Here is an 18,096-nt window from a genome sequence, read left to right on the forward strand (position 1 = left end):
CAAAATCGATACGCGGAAATAGCAAAGGGCGCCTTGCAGGCGCCCTTCGTGTCTGTGGACAGCCGGGATCAGAGGGGCCGGGCCATCACGGGGGCGGAGGTGGTGACCGCGCTGGCGCTGACACCGCTGCTGTCCAGATTGGAGGCAGGCGAACTTGCGGCAGGCAATCCTGCGGCAGGTGCCCCCGCGACGGGCGAACCCGTCGCGGGGGCATTGTCCGCGCGGGGCGCCGGGATCGGCATCAACGGGGCCTGGACGGCGCTGGTCGGGTTAGACGGCGCCAAGGCCGCGCCGGGGGTCGGCAGCGGCTTGACCGAGGTATCCACCCCGTCGGTGGAGCGGTTGTTGTTCAGGAAGTCGGTCAGGGCATCGCCCGAGGACAAGTCCAGCGAGGCCACGGCCTGGCCCGGCGGGAATTCCGAGAAGTAGTATTCGCCGTTTTCCACCAGCAGGCCGTCCGGACGCGGCGCCGGCTTGGCGTCCGGCACGCCCTTGAGCACGGGCTGCATGTAGTCCAGCCAGGTCGACAGGGCCAGGCCGCTGCCGAACTCGTTCGTGCCCAGCGACTTGGGCTGGTCAAAGCCCATCCACACCGTGGTCGCCAGCGCGGGCGTGAAGCCCGAGAACCAGACGTCCACGGCTTCGTTGGTAGTGCCGGTCTTGCCGCCGACGTCGTTGCGCTTGAGGACCTGATGCGCGCGCGCCGCGGTGCCGCTGGTAGCGACGCCGCGCAGGATGTCGTCCATGACCCAGGCGGTGCGCGGGTCGATCGCGCGCGCTGCTTCGTCGCCGGCCTTGACGGGCTGCGCCTGCATCAGCACTTTGCCGGAACGGTCGGTCACGTGGTCGACCAGATAGGGCGTGACGCGATAGCCGCCATTGGCGAAGACGCTGTAGCCGTTGACCACCTGCAAGGGTGTGGCGCCGCCCGCGCCGAGTGCCAGCGGCAGCACCGCCGGCCAGCGGGACTTGTCGAAGCCGAAGCGGGTCAGGTAGTCCTGCGCATACTGCGGCGAGATGGCCTGCAGGATGCGGATCGACACCATGTTCTTGGAGCGGTACAGGCCCTGGCGCAGGGTCAGCATGGGCTCGTACTTGTTGCCGTCGTTCTTGGGCTGCCAATCCTTCGAGCCCGTCTGGGCCGCCGTCAGCATGAAGGGCTGGTCCGAGATCTGGGTGGCGGGCGTGAAGCCGCGCTCAAGCGCCGCGGCGTAGACGAAGGGCTTGATGTTCGAACCAGGCTGGCGCCAGGCCTGGGTCACCCGGTTGAAGGTGCCGCGGTTGTAGTCGAAGCCGCCGATCATGGCGCGGATGGCGCCGTCTTCGGGCGTCATGGACACCAGCGCGGCTTGCAGCGCCGGCATGTTGATGATTTCCCAGCTGTCCGTGTCCTTGTCGCCAGTCTTGTGGATGTAGACAACAGAACCGCGGCGGATACGCTGGCTGTCGCTCGCCTTCGGGTTCAGGGCGCGAGCGACGACGGCCAGCGCCTTCTTGTCCGAGATGGTGATGAGGTCGCGTCCGCTGCGCGCCAGCTTCACTTCCGTAGGGCTGGCCGACAGCACGACGGCGGCCAGCAGGTCTTCGCTGTCGGGCGCCTTGTCCTGCACGCCATCCAGGACTTCGTCCAACGCTTGCGGATCGTTCTCGACGCCGTCGGGCAGGTCGAGCTGGTCTTCCGGGCCGGGATAGACGGCGCGGCGCGTGTAGTCCAGCACGCCGTTGCGCACGGCGCGGTAGGCGGCTTTCTGGGCCTTGGAATCGATCGTCGTGTAGACGTCGATGCCCTTGGAGTAGGTCTCTTCCTGGAACACGCCGTACATCAGCTGGCGCGCCAGTTCGGCCGGATAGTCGCCATGCACGGCGAAGCCGCGCGCGCTGGTGCCGTCCGCGCCGCGGATCGTCAGGTGCTGCTTCAAGGCTTCATCGGCCTGCTCGGGCGTCAGGTAGCCCAGCGTCTTCATGCGGCCCAGCACGTAGTGCTGGCGGATTTCCGCGCGCGGGAAATTGGTGATGGGGTTGAAGCGCGACGGGGCCTTGGGGATGCCGGCCAGCATGGCGGCTTCGGCCGGCGTCACTTCCGACAGCGGCTTGCCCAGGTAGGTGCGCGACGCAGCGGCGAAACCGTAGGCGCGGTGGCCCAGGTAGATCTGGTTCATGTAGAGCTCAAGGATCTGGTCCTTGGTGAGCTCGTTCTCGATCTTGAAGGTCAGCAGCAGTTCGTAGAACTTGCGCGAGTAGGTCTTTTCCGACGACAGGTAGAAGTTGCGCGCCACCTGCATGGTGATCGTGCTGCCGCCCTGCGACTTCGAGCCCTTGACGACGTTGGTCAGCACGGCGCGCGCCACGCCCATCCAGTCGACGCCGCCGTGGCTGTAGAAGCGGTCGTCCTCGGCCGCCAGCACCGCCTGGCGCATCACGGGCGGGATCTCGTCAAAGCGCAGCACGTTGCGGTGCTCTTCGCCGTATTCGCCGATCAGCACCTTGTCGGCCGTATAGATGCGCAGCGGCACCCGCGGACGGTAGTCCGTCATGGCATGCAGGTCGGGCAGGCTGGGCCAGGCCAGCGCCAGGGCCAGCCCCAACAGGACGGCTCCGCACACGCCGGCGCCGGCCACGGCGATGCCCGCTTTGACCAGGAGTCGTTTCCAGGGAAGGCCCGATTTGCCGCCCGGGTTGGCGGAGGATTGCTGGGGGGTGCTCATTGCAGGCGATTCTAGGGCAGAACGCTATAGACCGGCCATGGCGCAATAAGGTTTCAGTAACCAAACTTGCCGGGGCGCGGTGGGGGGCGTGTGCCACGTAAATATAGGGACGGGGTCTAGCATACGCGGGGCGCGGCTTTCGCGCGTGTGCGCACAGGAATGCGCTGTGAAATGTATTGCGCGCCGTGACAAACAGCAAGGCCGGTTGCACGCTTTTGTCGGAATTCAGCGTCGGTTCAGCGCGTCGGCGTCCTGCAGGTAGCGCTGGGGCGGCGCGCCCAGCGCCCGATGGAACATGGCACTGAACGCGCTGGGGCTGCGGTAGCCCAGGTCGGCCGCGATGCGCGCGACGGGCACGCCCAGCGACAGCCGGCACACCGCGTCCGCCAGGCGCACCTGCTGCACCCACTGCCGGTAATTCAGGCCCAGTTCGGCCTGGAACAGCCGGATCAGGGTGCGGGCGCTGGCGCCGACTTCGCTGCCCCAGTCTTCGATGCCGCGCTGCAGCCCCGGCTGGTCCAGGATGGCCATGCAGATGGTCTGCAGGCGGCGGTCGCGCGGCCACGGGATCTGGATGGGCACCACGCGAGCGGCGGCCAGTTCGGACAGGATCAGCGCGGCGACCTGTTCTTCGCGGCCGCCCAGCGGGTAATCGACGGGCGCCGCCGTCAGCGCCAGGATCAGTTCGCGCAGCAGCCCGCTGACCTCGACCACCTGGCATTGCCGCCAATACCCCGCCGCGGCCTCGGCCTGGATGTAGAGCGATCGCATGGATACCGCGCCCACCATGTCCACGCCGTGCGGCACGCCGGCCGGCACCCATAGCGCGCGCAGCGGCGGCAGCGCCCAGAAGCCGCTGGGCGTGGTGACGCGCATCACGCCTTCGACCGCGTAGATCAGTTGGGCGCGGGGGTGGGAGTGGGCGCCGGTCTGCGCGCCGGCCGGGAATTCCTTGGCCATGGCCGTCACCGCGCGGGGCAGGTGCTGATAGTCCTGGGCGTTGATGCTGCGGGCGGGGTCGGGCAAGGGCAGGCGAGCGGGCATGAGTGTCACTTCCGACAAAAGGATGAGGCGGTCCGTGAAAGCGCCGTAGCCGTATTTTGTCACTTAAGCGACGAAAATTGGCAGATCTTAGTCGCGCCGGATTCCTACACTGTCCTCTGGTCCCGGCATGGCGCCGGGTGGTCCTGCCCCTTTGCATGCGCACCATGAATTCCGCCCAGAACCCCGTTGCCGGCGTCACGGACGCTTCCATCCCCGCTCCCGCTTCCGCGCAGGCTGCCACCCCGGCGGCATCGGACCCGTCCACCGCCTTCAAGGTGCTGGGCGCCATCAGCGTGGCGCATCTGATGAATGACATGATCCAGTCGATCCTGTTGGCCATCTATCCCATGCTCAAAGAGTCGTTCAGTCTGTCGTTCGCGCAGATCGGGATGATCACGCTGGTCTATCAATTGGCTGCATCGCTGCTGCAACCGTTCATTGGCTTCTACACCGACCGCCATCCGAAGCCGTATTCCTTGCCGGTGGGCATGGGTTTCACGCTGGTGGGCTTGCTGCTGCTGTCGGTGGCGCCGTCGTTCGGCTGGTTGCTGGTGGCGGCCGTGCTGGTGGGCACGGGGTCCTCGGTGTTCCATCCGGAATCGTCGCGGGTGGCGCGCATGGCCTCGGGCGGCCGCCACGGTCTGGCACAGTCGCTCTTCCAGGTGGGGGGTAACGTAGGGTCGGCGCTGGGGCCGCTGCTGGCGGCGCTCTTCATCATTCCGCACGGGCAGGGCAGCGTGGCGTGGTTTTCGCTGGCGGCGTTGTTCGGCATCGTCGTGCTGACGGGGATCGGGCGCTGGTACAGCGCCAACCGCGTACGGCTCAAGCCGCGTGCGCGGCGCGACGGGGCGGGCAACGGGCTGTCGCGCAACCAGGTGCTGGGCGCCTTGACGGTACTGGGCGTGCTGGTGTTTTCCAAGTACTTCTACCTGGCCAGCCTGAACAGCTATTTCACCTTCTACCTGATCGGCAAGTTCGGCTTGTCGGTGCGCGAGGCGCAGTTGTACTTGTTTCTGTTCCTGGCCGCGGTCGCGGTGGGGACGGTGGTGGGCGGGCCCATTGGCGACCGCGTCGGCCGCAAGATCGTGATCTGGGTGTCCATCCTGGGCGTGGCGCCGTTCACGCTGATGTTGCCCTACGCGAACCTGTTCTGGACCGGCGCGCTGGTGGTGGTGATCGGCATGGTGCTGGCGTCGGCGTTTTCCGCCATCGTGGTCTACGCGCAGGAACTGGTGCCGGGCAAGGTGGGGATGATCGCCGGCCTGTTCTTCGGTTTCGCGTTCGGTATGGGCGGTGTGGGCGCCGCGGCGCTGGGCAAGCTGGCGGACGCGACCAGCCTGGAATACGTGTACCAGGTGTGCGCGTATTTGCCGCTGCTGGGCGTGGTGGCGATCCTGTTGCCGAATGTGGAGAAACCCCGGGCGGGCACGGCCCGGGGGTAAGGCGCGGGGCCCGCTTGCGTTCAGCCCGCCTGGACCGAGTGCAGGCGGGGCTGGCTTTTTTCGATGTCCAGGATCTCGCCTTCGGCGCCGTGATGGATGACCGACACCCTGGCCGCGCGCAGCTGCGCAAGCTGGGCGGGCGTGACGGCGAAGCTCTTGGCCAGTCGATGGTCCGAGAGCGGCTTGATGGGCTTGCGGCGGTCCTTGCCGCCGAAGCGCCGGTGGTTGTAGATCGCCCAGCCCACCAGCAAGGCGGCATTCGCCAGCGCCAGCAGCCCATATCCCCAGAGCGTGCGCACGGTGGGCAGGAAGACGGGCCACAGGGCTACGTCGGGCCCACCGGCCGCAGCGCGCAGGATGGCCACGATGCCGGAACCGAACAGATAGACGAAGGCGAACCAGCCGACGGCAGTCAGCAGAAGGTCGAACAGATAGCCCGCGCGCGAGCGTTGCGTGGTGATGATCATGATGCGTCCGGTGATTTGATGCCCCGGTCCGGGCTGGTCCAGCGCGCGCGCCGGGCCTGCTTGCGAAGCATGACTTTGGGAAAGCTGACCAGCGTGGTGAACAGGCTGACCATCCAATAGGCCAGCGGATACCAGATGACCCAGTACAGCGCGCGGGTCAGGCCGGGTTCATAGCGGCGGTCGATCAGGATGCTGACCGCGAATTGCAGCAGGCACACCATCGCCAGCATCATGCCGGTGAAGGCGGGCGGCATCAGGCTGGCGATCTGCATCTGGTTGGGCAGGGCGACGAACTGGCTGATGACCCACAGCAGCACCGAAATCGCGAACGCGAACGCCCAGGCGGTGGACAGGCAGAATTCCGCCACCAGCGGCCACAGCCGGCGATGGCGCCAGCTCCAGATCGAGCGCAGGTTTTTCAAGAAAACCTCGGCGCCGCCCTGGGCCCAGCGCAGGCGCTGCTTCCACAATCCGCGCAAGGTCTCGGGCATCAGGATCCAGCACAGTCCGCGCGGCTCGTAGAAAATCGACCAGTGGTCGCGTTGCAGCTTCCAGCTGATGTCGATGTCTTCGGTAATCATGTCCAGGCTCCAGTAGCCCACGCGATCCAGCGCCGCGCGACGGAACGCGGCCACCACGCCGGAGACGGTGAACACCTGCCCGTAGACGCGCTGCGTGCGCTTGATCAGGCCGATGATCGACGAGAACTCGCCCACCTGGATGCGGCCGATCAGCGTCGAGCGCGTGCGGATGCGCGGGTTGCCGGTGACGGCGCCGACGCGCGGATTGTCGATCAGCGGCGCCACCAGATACGCGGCCGCGTCCGGGTCCAGCACCGCGTCGCCGTCGATGCAGACCAGGTATTCGCTGCGCGCGGCCAGGGCGCCCATGCGTAGCGCCATCGCCTTGCCCTGGTTCTGGGCCAGATGCACCACACGCAGTTTCGGCTGAGATGCCGCCAGCCGGTCCAGCATGGCGGCGGTGCCGTCGCTGGAGCCGTCATTGATGGCGATGACTTCGATGTGCGGATAGTTCTGGTTCAGTGCGGCCAACAACGTTTCTTCGCCATTGCCGGCTTCGTTGAAGCAGGGCACCAGGATGGACACCAGCGGATCGCCGGCAAGCACGGGCGGCTGGCGATCCTTGCCCCAGGCCCAGTGCCGTTCCCAATGCCACCAGAAGTAGATGCCGCCGGCCATCCACATGCCGGACATGAAGAGGGGGTAGAAGAAGACGAAGCCCAGCAGCGCTTCGCCGGTCAGCATCAAGGTGAAGCCGAACGGCGCGCCGAGCACCGCGCAAAGGATTATCAGGGCGAGCAGACGGTCGATCATCGGATGGGATACCACGCTTCGGAGAGGGCGGGCCGGATGCCTTGCAACCGGGGCTGGTCCTGCGAGAAGTCATCGGGGTAGTAGCCGAAACTGGGCGCGCCGCGCCGTTGCAGGCGCTGCATCCAGCCGGCCAATACGGCGGTGTCCACGGGCGCGCCTTCGGGCTGGCCGGGGCCCGCGCGCCAATCGCGGCTTTGCAGTTCGAACACGGTCTTGCCGAGCGCGCCCGGACGGCGGGCGACGGCGTCGACCATCGCATCCAGCCAGGCGTTCTCCTTGCCCTTCGGCACGTTTTCCATCAGTGGCATCGCCATGGGGGCGGTCCAGTCGTAAGCGCCCAGGAAGTCGTCCAGGTTCTGCGCGAACCAGGTCTCGGATTCGGGATTCAGGACGGGCTGCGCATAGATGTTGCGCGCGGTCTTGATTTGAGGCCCGCGCACGGCCCGCACGCGCTGCGTGAGGCTGGCGGTGAAATCGATCAGGGCGCGGCTTTTGAAGCGGGTCCAGCGTTGCAGGGTGTCCGGATCCGCACGCAGTTCGGCGATGCTGCCGGGCAGGCCGGCCGCGCGGTAGGCGGCCAGTGCTGCGGGGCTGGCGTCTTCGAAATCGGACAGCAGGGCGTCGTCGTGGAACAGCAGGCCGTCGAAGATCGCGTAGCGCGCCAGGTCTTCGTACAGCTCGCCGATGCGGGCGCGCACGGTGGCGTCGAAGGGCGACAGGCGGCGGTATTGGTCGGGGTCGGCTTGCGGCGCGCCTGCCGCCTCGGGGTCCCACCGGGTGACGCGAGGCAGGGACGAGTCCAGATCAAAGGTCAGCACTGGCATCCAGGCGTAAACCATCACGTTGGCGCGGTTGTGCAATTGCCAGGCCGCGCGGTTGAACAGGTCGGCGCGCATGGGCAGCCAGCGGTTGGGGAAGTACACCGACTTCACCAGACCGTCGCCTTCGGGATCCGCATACGCCTGCAGGAACACGGTGTTGATCTGCATGTCCAGGATGCGCTGCACCTGTTCACCCAGGTTGCGGTCGGTCTGCGCGGGATCGGGGTCGTAGACGTAGTCCAGATCGACGTGCGCCACCCGCATGAAGGGGTTCGCTTCCATGCCGACGACGCTGTTGGCGAAGGGTTTCAACGCCGGGTCGCTGGACAGTAGCAGCCGGGGCGTGGACATCAGGCGGCCCAACCGCCCGGCGCCGTCTTCCAGCGTCAGGGCCAACTGATAGCCGTGCTCGCCCGCGATGCGCAACGTGGAGCCGCCTTCCGCGCCATAGGGCCAGACCCAGACGCGGGGCGCGTGGCCGGTGACGCGGCGGATCTTCTCGGTGATGGCGGCTACGTCACGGCCCATGCGGGCATTGAACTGGGCTTCGGTTTCGTATTGGCGGGTCTGTGCGTTGTAGGCGCGGATGGCCGCGGCCGGTTCGGTGTTGCCCTGGGGATTGGCCAGGGCGCCGTAGTGGGACGCGTTGGTGTGCGCGGCGATTTCCACCAGGCCGGACCGCGAGATTTCGCGGATCTGGTCCCAGGTCAAAAAGCGATCGCGCGCCTCGGGGCTGCCGCCAAAGTCCACCGGCTTGTCGGCCGGCGTATCCATCCAGACACCCACGGGAGCCAGCAGCGCGGGCCAGCCGTAGGCTTTCAGGATAGGCAGCACCCGGGTGTAGAAGCTGCGGTAGCCGTCGTCGAACGACAGCAGCACGGCGCGTTCGGGCAGCGGCTGGCCGCCCTGGCGCGCGGCCAGGATCTGGTCGACGGACACGGCCTGGTAGCCGTTGGCGCGCAGCCAGGCCAGCTGGTCGACCAGCCGGTCGGTGCGCACGCTGAGGAAGCCCTGGTCAGGATCATCGTCTTCGACGTCGTGATAGGCCAGCGCCAGGAATTGATCCGGCTTCCAGGCCTGCTCGGCAGGAGCCATGGGGCGCTCGGCCGGCGGCGTGAAGACGGGAATGTCCTTGGCGCAGGCGGTCAGGGCCAGGATGACCAGCAGCAGCAAGCCTGCCAGGATCAAGCGGGTAGGGGTGTTAAGCGGCATGACGGGTTCTGGGTCCAGGTTCGGATGGAGGTTCAGAAGCGATAGGCAAGGTCGAACACGATGCGCAGTTCGCGTTCGCGCACGCCGTCGTAAGGGCGGCTGATGCCAGTCACCATCGCACCCATGTCCAGCACGTCGTTGGCGCGGTAGCGCTGGCCGTAGCCCAGCGCCAGGACGCCGCCGGTGCCGTAGCCCTGCTGGCTGTAGGTGCCGGCGCCCAGCGTGCCGATCTGTTCCCAAGCGGTTTCGTAGCGGCGGTAAAGCGTATGCGTCAGGCGTACGCCCGGTACCGCCATGAAATCGGCCTTCGGGTTGAAGTAGGGCGCGTCGTCGCGCGTGTTGTGCTGGGACGACAGGTCCAGCTCCAGGTCCGCCTTCAGGTGCGGGGCGGTGTAGACGCGTTCGCGGCCGTTCACGCCCAGTTCCCAGCGGCGGTTGCCGTCGCTGAAGCGCGACGGGGCGACCGCCAGCGTCCATTCGCGCCGTTCGTTGGCGCGCCAGCGCACAAACCCTGTCAGGCGGTTGGACGAGATGTCGTTGGTCAAGGCGCGCAGCGGCGTCTCGCGCGACATGATTTCACCCGAGCCGCCGATCTGCCAGTGGTCGTCCAGGTCGTAGGCGGCCGACAGGCGCACGCCCGGTTTCACGCCATGGCCGTAGTCATTGGTGGAGACTTCGCCTTCGACGGTCAGGTCGCGGCCGCGCCATTCCACGCCGGTGCGCAGCCAGCGGTAGTTGCCGCGGCCTTCCTCGAAATCGCCGGCCGCATAGCCGCCGCCGCCGAACACGCGCCAGTTGTAATTGATGGGCGAGGAATAGAGCACGGCGTCGATGCCAAAGTCACCGTTGCCGTTGACGGGGCTGTCCGAGGCCAGCCCGCGATAGCCGCTGATGCGCAATTCGGCCTTGTTGTGGACTTCCCATTCGCGCGCCAGACGGCGGCTGGTCAGGTTCTCGGGAGCGCGCGCCAGCGTATCGGCGGACAGCGCTTCCGCCTGCCGCCATTCCTGCAGGTCCAGTGCGGTGAAACCCTGGCCGTTTTCCACGCCCAGGCTGCGAGGCGCCAGGGTCTCGGCCATTTTCAGTTCGGCCTCTGCGGCGCGCGGCAACGACCGTGCGCGGTACAGGCCGGCCAGGTCGCTGCGCAGGCCGGAGTTGTTGGGCGCGTTGGCGACCATGTCTTGCAGGCTGGTTTGCGCGGCAACGGTGTCGTCGGCTTGCAGGCGCGCGGCGGCAAGCGTCTGGCTGCTTTCCAGGTTCAGATCATTCGGCATGCGGGTGGCCTGGCCCTTGTAGTAAAGCCAGGGGGCATAGCCCGACTGCACGGCTTCGGTCACCGCACCCGTCTCGTCGTATTGCTCGCCTTCGGCAAGCGCGTAGTAGCGCCCCGTCTGGTTGGCCAGCCGCTGCTCGGGATCGTCATTGTTGAAGGCGTCGTCAGCGGCGACCTGCTGGTAGAGGTCGCGGGCACGTTCAGGCTGGCGCAGGTACAGATAAGCCGAGGCCACATCGTTCAAGGCGTACCGCGGCACGCGAACGCCTTCGGCGACTAGGGCTTCGTACTCCTGCGTCAGGTCGGCCATGCGCACGCGTGCATGCAGGGCGTGCAGGCGGTCGATGCGGGCACGCGTCACGTCGTCGCGCGCCGCGTCGCCCAATTGCCGCCAGGCGGGAATCAGCACGTCGTAACGGGCCAGCGCGCGGTCGGCGATCACGAAGCGTTCGGCCTCGCTGCGCGTCGGCATCGCCGCCAGGCGCACCTGCTGGGCCAGCGCATCGGCCTCGAAGCCGCGCATCTGGGCGGCATTGAACAGCGCCGGATGCTGGCGCGCGCGTTCCAGCGCCATGTCTGCCATGCGGGCGCGCTGCAGCGCGTAGATGTATTCGCGTTGCACCGCAGGGGAGTCGGGGGCAAGGCCTTGTGCCAGATCCGTCTGATGCAGCGCTTCGAAGGGCTGGCCCTGGCGGGCGTGGACATAGGCCAGCGCCAGGCGCGCATCAGGGCTCTTGGATTGGCGCGCCACCCATTTGCGGCCCGCGGCCAGAGCCGGGTCGAATTGGCCGGCGTCGGCCAGGGTCATGATTTCACCAGCGGTGAAGGCGGGCTGTCCGGGGTAGCGGCGCAATCCTTCGCGGAAGGCGGCCAGGGCTTCGGGCCAGCGCCGTTCATCGCGATAGGCGCGGGCCACTGCCAACTGGACGTCCCCGGGCAGCGCCGTGCCGGAGGGCAGGGATTCGTAGGCCGCGATGGCCTCGGCCGGTTTGCCGGCCCAGCTGGCGATGATGATGTGATCGTGGACGACGCGGGCGCCAGCGGCCGGCCCTTGCTGGCGCAGCATGGCCAGCGCGGGCTCGTAGTCGCCGGCACGGGCGCGGATGATCAGGGCGTCGTAGTCTTCCGCCGGTCCTGCCAGAGCCAGGGCGGGCGCCAGGGCGGCGCAGGCGGCCAGTCGGCGCAATGTCGTTCGGGCAACCCGGGGTTGCTTGGGTCCTCTATCTTGCATCTGTTGTACTTCCGCAGTTGCGACTAGGGATGTTCATGGCTCCGCCGCCCTGGGGGCGCGCTGGCGGCAGAACCGGCAGCGACTCGAGCGGCGCGCGGGGCGCCCTCGGGAAGGGAAGCGAACATGTGGTTTGGACTGCGCGGCGCCCGCTACGGGGACCTTCGCACGCGCGCTGAGGCGGTGCATGGCTAGTACGCGCCACGCCCGTAGGGCGTGGTCGAGGGGCTTCTTGCGGCCCCTGCGACAAATGGGACTGTAGGGGTTTTCCGCAAATTCAACTGTCAATTACTGCAAAGGACGATCCTGACGCGTTCCCCTTGGCGTATTCTTCGTCGCATACCGTGCAATCGTCCTGGCGCGGCTAGTAAAGGTTCTGGATAAATCGCATTCGTCTCGCGACGGCTCTTGGCCGTCTTGCGTGTCGTGCGTCTATTTGTCCTTCTGGTAACAAAAAGCATCAAAAATGCTGACGTGTAACGCGTCTCCACTTACGAACCCAGTGCAACGGCAATTCCAAGCGACGGCAAGCGCCTGAAGGCGCGACCCGGCAAAAACCATGACGACTTCCTTGTTCTTCCTGATGTGGGGGCTGGCTACGGCGTTGGCGTTGCCGCTGCTGCTGCCGTTCCAGGCGCGCGGCGTGGGCGGCGTCCAGGCGTTCATCGCGGCCAACGCGCTGGCCGTGATGTCCCTGCTGTCGTACGCGTCGGCCGAGTTCATTACCGCAGGCGTCTATGTGATGGCGTCGAACGCGGCGTGGGTGTGCGCGGTGGGCCTGGTCTATGTGGGCCTGCGCCAGTTCTTCGGCCTGCGCCCGCACATCGTGCGCACCCTGGGTATCAGTGCGATGTGTCTGCTGGCGTTTGCCGTAATGCTGTACGGCGAGGACAACCTGGTCGGACGCATGGTGCTGTTTTCGGTCTACACCTGCGTGTATATGGCAATGGCGGGCCGGGTGATCTACCAGCAGCGCACCGAGATCCAGACGAGCGGCGTGACGCTTTACCTGATGTTGGCGACCTTCGGCCTGGCCGGCCTGCATGCAGTGCGCGCGGTGATCTACGCCGCTGGCCTGGCGCCGCCTGTCTCGCTGCTGCAACCGTCATCCTGGGGGCTGTTCTTCATTGTCTGCGGATCGGTCACCGTGCCTGCGCTGTTCCTGGCCTTGCTGCTGCTGATCCAGACCCGCCTGTCGGAACAGATGCAGGCCGCGCTGACGTTCGACAGCCTGACCCGCGCGTATTCCCGGCGCAGCATCCTGGATGAACTGGACCACGAATTGCAGCGGTGCAGCCGCATGGGCGGCCAGTTGGCGGTACTGGTGCTGGACATCGACCATTTCAAATCCATCAACGATCGCTATGGCCACGCGGCCGGGGACACGGCACTGCGGCATTACGCGCAGGTCGTGCAGAACGCGGTGCGCAATTCGGACCGCTTCGGCCGGCTGGGCGGTGAAGAGTTCGTGCTGCTGATGTACGACTGCGATCCGGCGCGGGCGTTGATCCACGCGCAGCGGGTGTGCGACGCCTTGCGGGATACGCCGCTGTACTTGCAGGGAGGCGAAGTGCAGATGACGACCAGCGGCGGCCTGGCATCCTACCAGCCGGGCGACAGCGCCGACGTGATCCTGGCGCGCGCCGATGTGGCGTTGTACCGCGCCAAGGAACAAGGCCGCGACCGCGTGGAAATGGCATTTTCCGGGCGCGGCGCGGGTCGCGTGCAGGTGGGCAGTGTGGCGGCCAACACGCAGTTGGCCGCCCAGGAAGCCTCGGGGGACTAGCGCCGGTCCGAGGTTCCTTGCAGCGAGAGCTAGGGCTTGAGGTGTTCCGTCAGGAACTTCTCCATCGCTTCGTAGAACTCGAACTTGTTCTCGTCGTTGTGGAAGCCGTGGCCTTCGTTGTCCTTGACCATGTATTCCACTTCGATGCCGCGGGCCTTCAGCGCCTTGACCATCTGGTCGCTCTCATCCTTGTTCACGCGGGGGTCTTTGGCGCCCTGCGCGATGAACAGCGGCGTCTTGATCTTGTCCGCATGCAGCGCCGGCGAGGTGGCCGCCAGGCGGTCGTGGTCACGCTCCGGATGGCCCACCATGTCCTGCATCTTGTCCAGCATGGGCTTCCAGTACGGCGGAATGGACTTCATGAACGTGAACAGGTTCGACACGCCCACGTAGTCCACTGCAGCGGCATAGAGGTCCGGCGTGTAGGTCACGCCGGCCAGGGTGGCGTAGCCGCCGTAGCTGGCGCCGTAAATGCCGATGCGCTTGGGGTCGGCGATGCCTTCCTTGATCAGCCATTGGACGCCGTCAGTGATGTCGTCCTGCATTTTCAGGCCCCATTGCCCGAAGCTGGCTTCCCAAAAGGCGCGGCCGTAGCCGGTCGAGCCGCGGAAGTTCATCTGCAGCACGCAGAAGCCGCGGTTGGCCAGGAACTGCGTTTCGGGGTTGTAGCCCCAGCCGTCGCGCGCCCACGGGCCGCCGTGCGGGTTCACGATGCAAGGCAGGTTCTTGGGATCGCGCCCGGCGGGCAGCGTCAGGTAGCCGTGGATGGTCAGGCCGTCGCGGCTTTGATAGCTGATCGGGCGCACGTGCGCCATGTCCGCTTCCGGGATGGCCGGGTTGATGTCGGCCAGTTTGGTCAGCGTGTCGGTGGTGGCGTCGTAGATGTAGCGCGAGCCCGGCGTGCGGTCGTTGTAGGCGGCGACGATGAACTTGTTTTCGTCGCGGTTGGAGCCTTGCAGCGCGATCTCGTAGCCCGACAGCTTTGCCGACAGCGTCTTGAACAGTGCCTCGGACTGGGCGTCGAAGAACTTGAATTGCGGCTTGTCGGTCTGGTAGGCGGCCAAGGTCAGCACGCGCCGCTTGCGCGAGTAGCCCGCGCCGTCCAGGTCGACGGTGTCGGGGGTGAAGACTTCTTCCTCGGCGTCGGGCTTGGCCGGATCGATGACCACCAGCGACAACTTGTCGCGGCCGCGATTGCTCAGCGCGTAGAGCTTCTTGTCGTCGAAGGTGAAGAATGACGGGCTGACGCTGGTGCGGTAGTCGGTCGTGATCAGCGGACGGAATTCCGATGCTTCGTCGTCGCGGTAGAGCAGGGTGGTGTTCAGGCCGTCGCTGGTGACGGCGGCGCGGACCTTGCCCGCGTGGTCCGTCTGCCAGCCGACGATATTGCCCGGGTTTTGCGCGACCAGCACGGCGGCGCCGGTGTGCACGTTGACGCGGTAGACGTCGAAGACTTCGGGGTTGCGCTGGTTGTGGCTGATCAGGACGTGGTCGGGATCGTCTTCCAGGTCGTCTTCGATGCTGGCGCGGGCGCCTTCATACGGGGTCAGGTCGGTGATCTTGCCGGTCTTGGCGTTGACGGCGAGCACGTGATAGTTCTCGTCGCCGCCGAAATCCTTCTGGTAGAGGACGACGTCGCCGCCCTTCCAGAAATAATTGCTGATGTCGCGGGCGGTTTCGCTGGTCAGTTGGCGGGGCTCGCCCACCAGCTTGCTGCCTTCCAGCGGCTGCACATAGATGTTCATGCGGGCCGGGTTGCCATCCACGCTGGTGGGCTGCATGAAGGCCAGGGTCTGGCCGTCTTCGGCCAGGCGGAAGAAGCCGCGTTCCGGATTGCGGAAGAAATCTTTCAGGGGGTAGGCGCGGGGGGGCGGCGGGGTGGCGCAGCCGCCCAGGGTGGTGCCGACGATGCTGGCGGCGAGAACGGTGCGCGTCATGAATGAAAACAAGGGGAGACCTCCGTGATTTCAATGCCTTACGTCTTGGGCATTGGCGGACTACGGTGCCTGCCGGCGCCGGGCGCCGACGGCTCGTCGATAATGCCATAGTCGCGCGGGCAGTGTCGAACCGGCCCCACTTATGCCGCCTGGCGGTTTGCGGGATAATCGCGGCAATTCATCTGGAGAATTACATGTACAGGAATCTGGTCGCGGCATCGGCGCTGGCGCTGGGCCTGGCGGGGTGCTCGCTGGGCATTTCGCAGGACGGCACGTCGCCGCACAGCGAGTTCAAGGCGCCGGTCGCCTTCAAGGATGCCTACGCCGCGGTGATCCGGCAGTCGAATAACTGCCTGCGTAGTACGGACAACGCCTACCGCGTGGTCCCCGATCTGAATGAAGGCGCGCAGTCGGCTGTCGTGCGCGTGCTGGCGCCGTATACCGACAATGAAATGACGCGCGTCGACCTGAAGGCCGCCGGTGAGAAAAGCACCGACGTGCGCATCGTGATGTGGGGCAAGGGCACCTGGGACGCGGCGGCGATGCGCGCGATGCAGGACGCCATCTACTACAGCATCACCTCGTGCAGCACCTACATGCCGCTGGATCCGCGGCCGCCGGTCAAGCCGTCGCGCGACTTGCCGAAGTAGGCGGGCCGCAGCGAGGCGCCCGGGTCAATCGCCGCCCGGACGACGGCGGATGATCTTGAAGGTGGCGGTGGCGCGCGCGACCAGCTCGCCATCGGCGCGGCGGATGTCGCCTTCACAGAAGGCGATGGACGCGCCGCGGCGCAGGCAGCGCGCCTCGATGACCAGGTCGCCCGTGCCGGGCGACAGGAACGTGGTGTTCATGTCGATGGTGGCCATGCCTTCGGTGGCATCGGCAGAACCGCGGGCGGCGGCGCTGAGCGTGAAGTCCAGCACGCTCATCAGCGTGCCGCCATGCACGTCGCCGCGGCTGTTGGTCAGGTCTTCGCGCCAGGGCAGCGAGGTGCGGGCGTAAGCCGGCGCGATGCTCTCGGGCACCAGGCCGATGAAGGTCATGAAGGGTATCGTCAGGCCAAAGTAATCGGTTTGGGCAGTTGCGTTCATGGATCGGTTGTGGGCGGAATGGGAAAGCGGGATCAGCCGGTCATAATATATTTTTTTGCAGTGGCCGCCAGCGCATCGCCGGGCCGGCCTCTTGTCCCCAAGCGGAATGTCTGAACTTATGCGCAAGATCGTGCATGTGGACATGGATGCGTTCTACGCGTCCGTGGAGCAGCGCGACAACCCTGAACTGCGTGGCAAGCCGGTGGTCGTGGCCTGGACCGGCCCGCGTTCGGTCGTGTGCGCCGCGTCGTACGAAGCCCGGCGCTTCGGCATCCATTCGGCCATGTCCGCAGTCCGCGCGGAACGGCTTTGCCCGCAGGCCATCTATGTGCCGCCGGACTTCAACCGCTATCGCGAGGTGTCGCGCCAGATCCGCCAGATTTTCGCCCGCCATACGGACCTGATCGAACCGCTGTCGCTGGACGAGGCCTACCTGGACGTGACGATCAACAAGTGCGGGCTGCCGTCGGCCACGGAAGTGGCGCAGGTCATCCGGCACCAGATCCGGGAAGAGACCGGGCTGACCGCGTCAGCGGGCATCGCGCCCAACAAGTTCCTGGCCAAGATCGCGTCTGATTGGAACAAGCCTGATGGCCAATTCGTCGTCCGGCCGGGCAAGGTGCTGGACTTCTTGCAGCCCTTGCCGGTGCGCAAGGTGCCCGGCGTGGGCAAGGTGACGCAGGCCCGTCTGGAGCAACTGGGCATCCACACCGTGGGCGACCTGGCCACGCACAGCGCGGAAGAGCTTGAGCATTACTTCGGCCGTTACGGCAGGCGCCTGTACGAATTGGCGCGCGGCATCGACGAGCGCGAGGTGCAGACCGACCAGCCGTTGCAGCAGGTGTCCGCGGAGACGACGTTTTCGGAAGACATCCGGCTGGACGCGCTGGGCGACGCCATCGACCGCATGGCCGACCGGGTGTGGGACCAGGCGCTGAAGAAGGGCGCGCTGGGGCGGACGGTGGTGCTCAAGTTGAAGACCGACCGTTTCCGCATCCTGACGCGCAGCCAGACCAGCCCGAATCCGCCGGGATCGGCGGCGGAACTCGCCGCCGTGGCCAAGCTGCTGTGCGAACGCGTGGAATTGCCGCCGGAAACCCTGTACCGGCTGGCAGGAGTGGGGATGAGCAATTTTGCCGATCCCGCCGAGCAGGCGCGCCAGCCGGATCTGTTCGGCGGCGCGTTCTAACTGCCCGCTTCGGATCAGGCCAGGCGGGCCTTCACTTGCTGGGACAGGGCGGTCATGTCGGCACGGCCGGCGAGGGCTTGCTTGAGCAGCGCCATGACCTTGCCCATCGCGGGCGCACCGGTCACGCCTTGCGCGGCCACTTCGGCCAGGGCGGCGTCGATGGCGGCAGCCACTTCTTCAGGCGATGCGGCCTGCGGCAGGAATTCCTGCAGCACGGCCATTTCGGCCTTTTCCTGATCCGCCGTTTCCGTGCGGCCGGCCTGTTCGAACGCGGCGATCGACTCGCGGCGCTGCTTGACCTGCTTTTCGATGATGGCGGTGATCTCGGCGTCGGTCAGGTCGCGGCGTTCGTCCACTTCCTTCTGCTTGACGGCTGCCAGCAGGAAACGCAGCGTCGTCAGGCGCTCGGCGGCCTTGGCGCGCATCGCGTCCTTGACGGAATCAGAGAGGCGGGTCTTGAGCGTAGCAGTGCTCATGGGTGAACCTTTTGTGTGGTGTTGCGGCAATCCGCCAGTGTAAACCGGGCAGGCCGGCGCGGCATGGGTCGTATTTTGCCGCTCGCTTTTA

Annotated in this window: 13 protein-coding genes; 4 read left to right on the forward strand and 9 right to left on the reverse strand. The window is 66.5% G+C overall.

Annotated elements, in window-relative coordinates; translation table 11 throughout:
* Window positions 1-68 precede the first annotated feature (68 nt).
* Window positions 69-2,705 (reverse strand): penicillin-binding protein 1A, encoded by a 2,637-nt coding sequence (locus CEY09_RS23225; RefSeq protein WP_088590420.1) that lies wholly within the window; start codon window positions 2,703-2,705, stop codon window positions 69-71.
* A gap of 225 nt (window positions 2,706-2,930) precedes the next feature.
* Window positions 2,931-3,749 carry an AraC family transcriptional regulator gene (locus CEY09_RS23230; protein ID WP_088590421.1) on the reverse strand — a complete coding sequence of 273 codons (819 nt, stop codon included), beginning with the start codon at window positions 3,747-3,749 and terminating at the stop codon, window positions 2,931-2,933.
* 164 nt (window positions 3,750-3,913) lie between these two features.
* Here CEY09_RS23230 and CEY09_RS23235 point away from each other — a divergent pair, with 164 nt between their 5' ends.
* The gene (locus CEY09_RS23235) at window positions 3,914-5,191 is read left to right on the forward strand and encodes an MFS transporter (protein WP_088590476.1); all 1,278 of its coding nucleotides are present in this window, start codon (window positions 3,914-3,916) and stop codon (window positions 5,189-5,191) included.
* Between the two features lie 20 nt (window positions 5,192-5,211).
* Here the strand turns inward: CEY09_RS23235 and pgaD are convergent, their stop codons facing one another.
* Genes pgaD through pgaA form a run of 4 tightly spaced genes read right to left on the reverse strand, consistent with a single transcriptional unit; the run spans window position 5,212 to window position 11,529 of the window.
* On the reverse strand, window positions 5,212-5,658 hold the full coding sequence (gene pgaD / locus CEY09_RS23240) for a poly-beta-1,6-N-acetyl-D-glucosamine biosynthesis protein PgaD (RefSeq protein WP_088590422.1): 447 nt from the start codon (window positions 5,656-5,658) through the stop codon (window positions 5,212-5,214).
* Window positions 5,655-6,992 carry a poly-beta-1,6-N-acetyl-D-glucosamine synthase gene (pgaC, locus tag CEY09_RS23245; RefSeq protein WP_088590423.1) on the reverse strand — a complete coding sequence of 446 codons (1,338 nt, stop codon included), beginning with the start codon at window positions 6,990-6,992 and terminating at the stop codon, window positions 5,655-5,657. The genes pgaD and pgaC overlap by 4 nt, the downstream gene beginning before the upstream one ends.
* Window positions 6,989-9,025 (reverse strand): poly-beta-1,6-N-acetyl-D-glucosamine N-deacetylase PgaB, encoded by a 2,037-nt coding sequence (pgaB, locus tag CEY09_RS23250; RefSeq protein ID WP_088590424.1) that lies wholly within the window; start codon window positions 9,023-9,025, stop codon window positions 6,989-6,991. The genes pgaC and pgaB overlap by 4 nt, the downstream gene beginning before the upstream one ends.
* A 32-nt stretch (window positions 9,026-9,057) precedes the next feature.
* Window positions 9,058-11,529 (reverse strand): poly-beta-1,6 N-acetyl-D-glucosamine export porin PgaA, encoded by a 2,472-nt coding sequence (gene pgaA / locus CEY09_RS23255; RefSeq protein WP_088590425.1) that lies wholly within the window; start codon window positions 11,527-11,529, stop codon window positions 9,058-9,060.
* 556 nt (window positions 11,530-12,085) lie between these two features.
* Between pgaA and CEY09_RS23260 the strand changes: the two genes are divergently transcribed.
* Window positions 12,086-13,312: a sensor domain-containing diguanylate cyclase gene (locus CEY09_RS23260; protein WP_088590426.1), complete on the forward strand. Its 1,227-nt coding sequence runs from the start codon at window positions 12,086-12,088 to the stop codon at window positions 13,310-13,312.
* 29 nt (window positions 13,313-13,341) lie between these two features.
* Here CEY09_RS23260 and CEY09_RS23265 read toward each other — a convergent pair whose 3' ends face one another.
* A complete protein-coding gene (locus tag CEY09_RS23265; protein WP_377785540.1) occupies window positions 13,342-15,249 on the reverse strand; it encodes a S9 family peptidase in 1,908 nt (635 codons plus the stop codon).
* A gap of 194 nt (window positions 15,250-15,443) precedes the next feature.
* Between CEY09_RS23265 and CEY09_RS23270 the strand changes: the two genes are divergently transcribed.
* Window positions 15,444-15,899, forward strand: a complete 456-nt coding sequence (locus CEY09_RS23270) for a BPTD_2524 family lipoprotein (protein ID WP_088590428.1) — start codon at window positions 15,444-15,446, stop codon at window positions 15,897-15,899.
* 24 nt (window positions 15,900-15,923) lie between these two features.
* On the opposite strand, the gene CEY09_RS23275 is transcribed toward CEY09_RS23270, so the two are convergent.
* Window positions 15,924-16,340, reverse strand: coding sequence for a PaaI family thioesterase (locus CEY09_RS23275; protein WP_088590429.1), 417 nt, complete (start codon window positions 16,338-16,340; stop codon window positions 15,924-15,926).
* 106 nt (window positions 16,341-16,446) lie between these two features.
* On the opposite strand from CEY09_RS23275, the gene dinB reads away from it, so the two are divergent.
* Window positions 16,447-17,529: a DNA polymerase IV gene (gene dinB / locus CEY09_RS23280; RefSeq protein WP_035213961.1), complete on the forward strand. Its 1,083-nt coding sequence runs from the start codon at window positions 16,447-16,449 to the stop codon at window positions 17,527-17,529.
* Window positions 17,530-17,543: 14 nt separating this feature from the next.
* Here dinB and CEY09_RS23285 read toward each other — a convergent pair whose 3' ends face one another.
* A complete protein-coding gene (locus tag CEY09_RS23285) occupies window positions 17,544-18,005 on the reverse strand; it encodes a GatB/YqeY domain-containing protein (protein ID WP_006226902.1) in 462 nt (153 codons plus the stop codon).
* Window positions 18,006-18,096 lie beyond the last annotated feature (91 nt).

It is taken from the genome of Achromobacter marplatensis, from assembly GCF_002209535.1.
GTDB classification, from domain to species: Bacteria; Pseudomonadota; Gammaproteobacteria; order Burkholderiales; family Burkholderiaceae_B; genus Achromobacter; species Achromobacter marplatensis.

Excerpts from the sequence above, each read along its gene's own strand:
- CEY09_RS23225 (WP_088590420.1), bottom strand. The coding sequence starts at position 2,705 with ATGAGCACCCCCCAGCAATCCTCCGCCAACCCGGGCGGCAAATCGGGC.
- CEY09_RS23230 (WP_088590421.1), bottom strand. The coding sequence starts at position 3,749 with ATGCCCGCTCGCCTGCCCTTGCCCGACCCCGCCCGCAGCATCAACGCC.
- CEY09_RS23235 (WP_088590476.1), top strand. The coding sequence starts at position 3,914 with ATGAATTCCGCCCAGAACCCCGTTGCCGGCGTCACGGACGCTTCCATC.
- pgaD (WP_088590422.1), bottom strand. The coding sequence starts at position 5,658 with ATGATCATCACCACGCAACGCTCGCGCGCGGGCTATCTGTTCGACCTT.
- pgaC (WP_088590423.1), bottom strand. The coding sequence starts at position 6,992 with ATGATCGACCGTCTGCTCGCCCTGATAATCCTTTGCGCGGTGCTCGGC.
- pgaB (WP_088590424.1), bottom strand. The coding sequence starts at position 9,025 with ATGCCGCTTAACACCCCTACCCGCTTGATCCTGGCAGGCTTGCTGCTG.
- pgaA (WP_088590425.1), bottom strand. The coding sequence starts at position 11,529 with ATGCAAGATAGAGGACCCAAGCAACCCCGGGTTGCCCGAACGACATTG.
- CEY09_RS23260 (WP_088590426.1), top strand. The coding sequence starts at position 12,086 with ATGACGACTTCCTTGTTCTTCCTGATGTGGGGGCTGGCTACGGCGTTG.
- CEY09_RS23265 (WP_377785540.1), bottom strand. The coding sequence starts at position 15,249 with ATGACGCGCACCGTTCTCGCCGCCAGCATCGTCGGCACCACCCTGGGC.
- CEY09_RS23270 (WP_088590428.1), top strand. The coding sequence starts at position 15,444 with ATGTACAGGAATCTGGTCGCGGCATCGGCGCTGGCGCTGGGCCTGGCG.
- CEY09_RS23275 (WP_088590429.1), bottom strand. The coding sequence starts at position 16,340 with ATGAACGCAACTGCCCAAACCGATTACTTTGGCCTGACGATACCCTTC.
- dinB (WP_035213961.1), top strand. The coding sequence starts at position 16,447 with ATGTCTGAACTTATGCGCAAGATCGTGCATGTGGACATGGATGCGTTC.
- CEY09_RS23285 (WP_006226902.1), bottom strand. The coding sequence starts at position 18,005 with ATGAGCACTGCTACGCTCAAGACCCGCCTCTCTGATTCCGTCAAGGAC.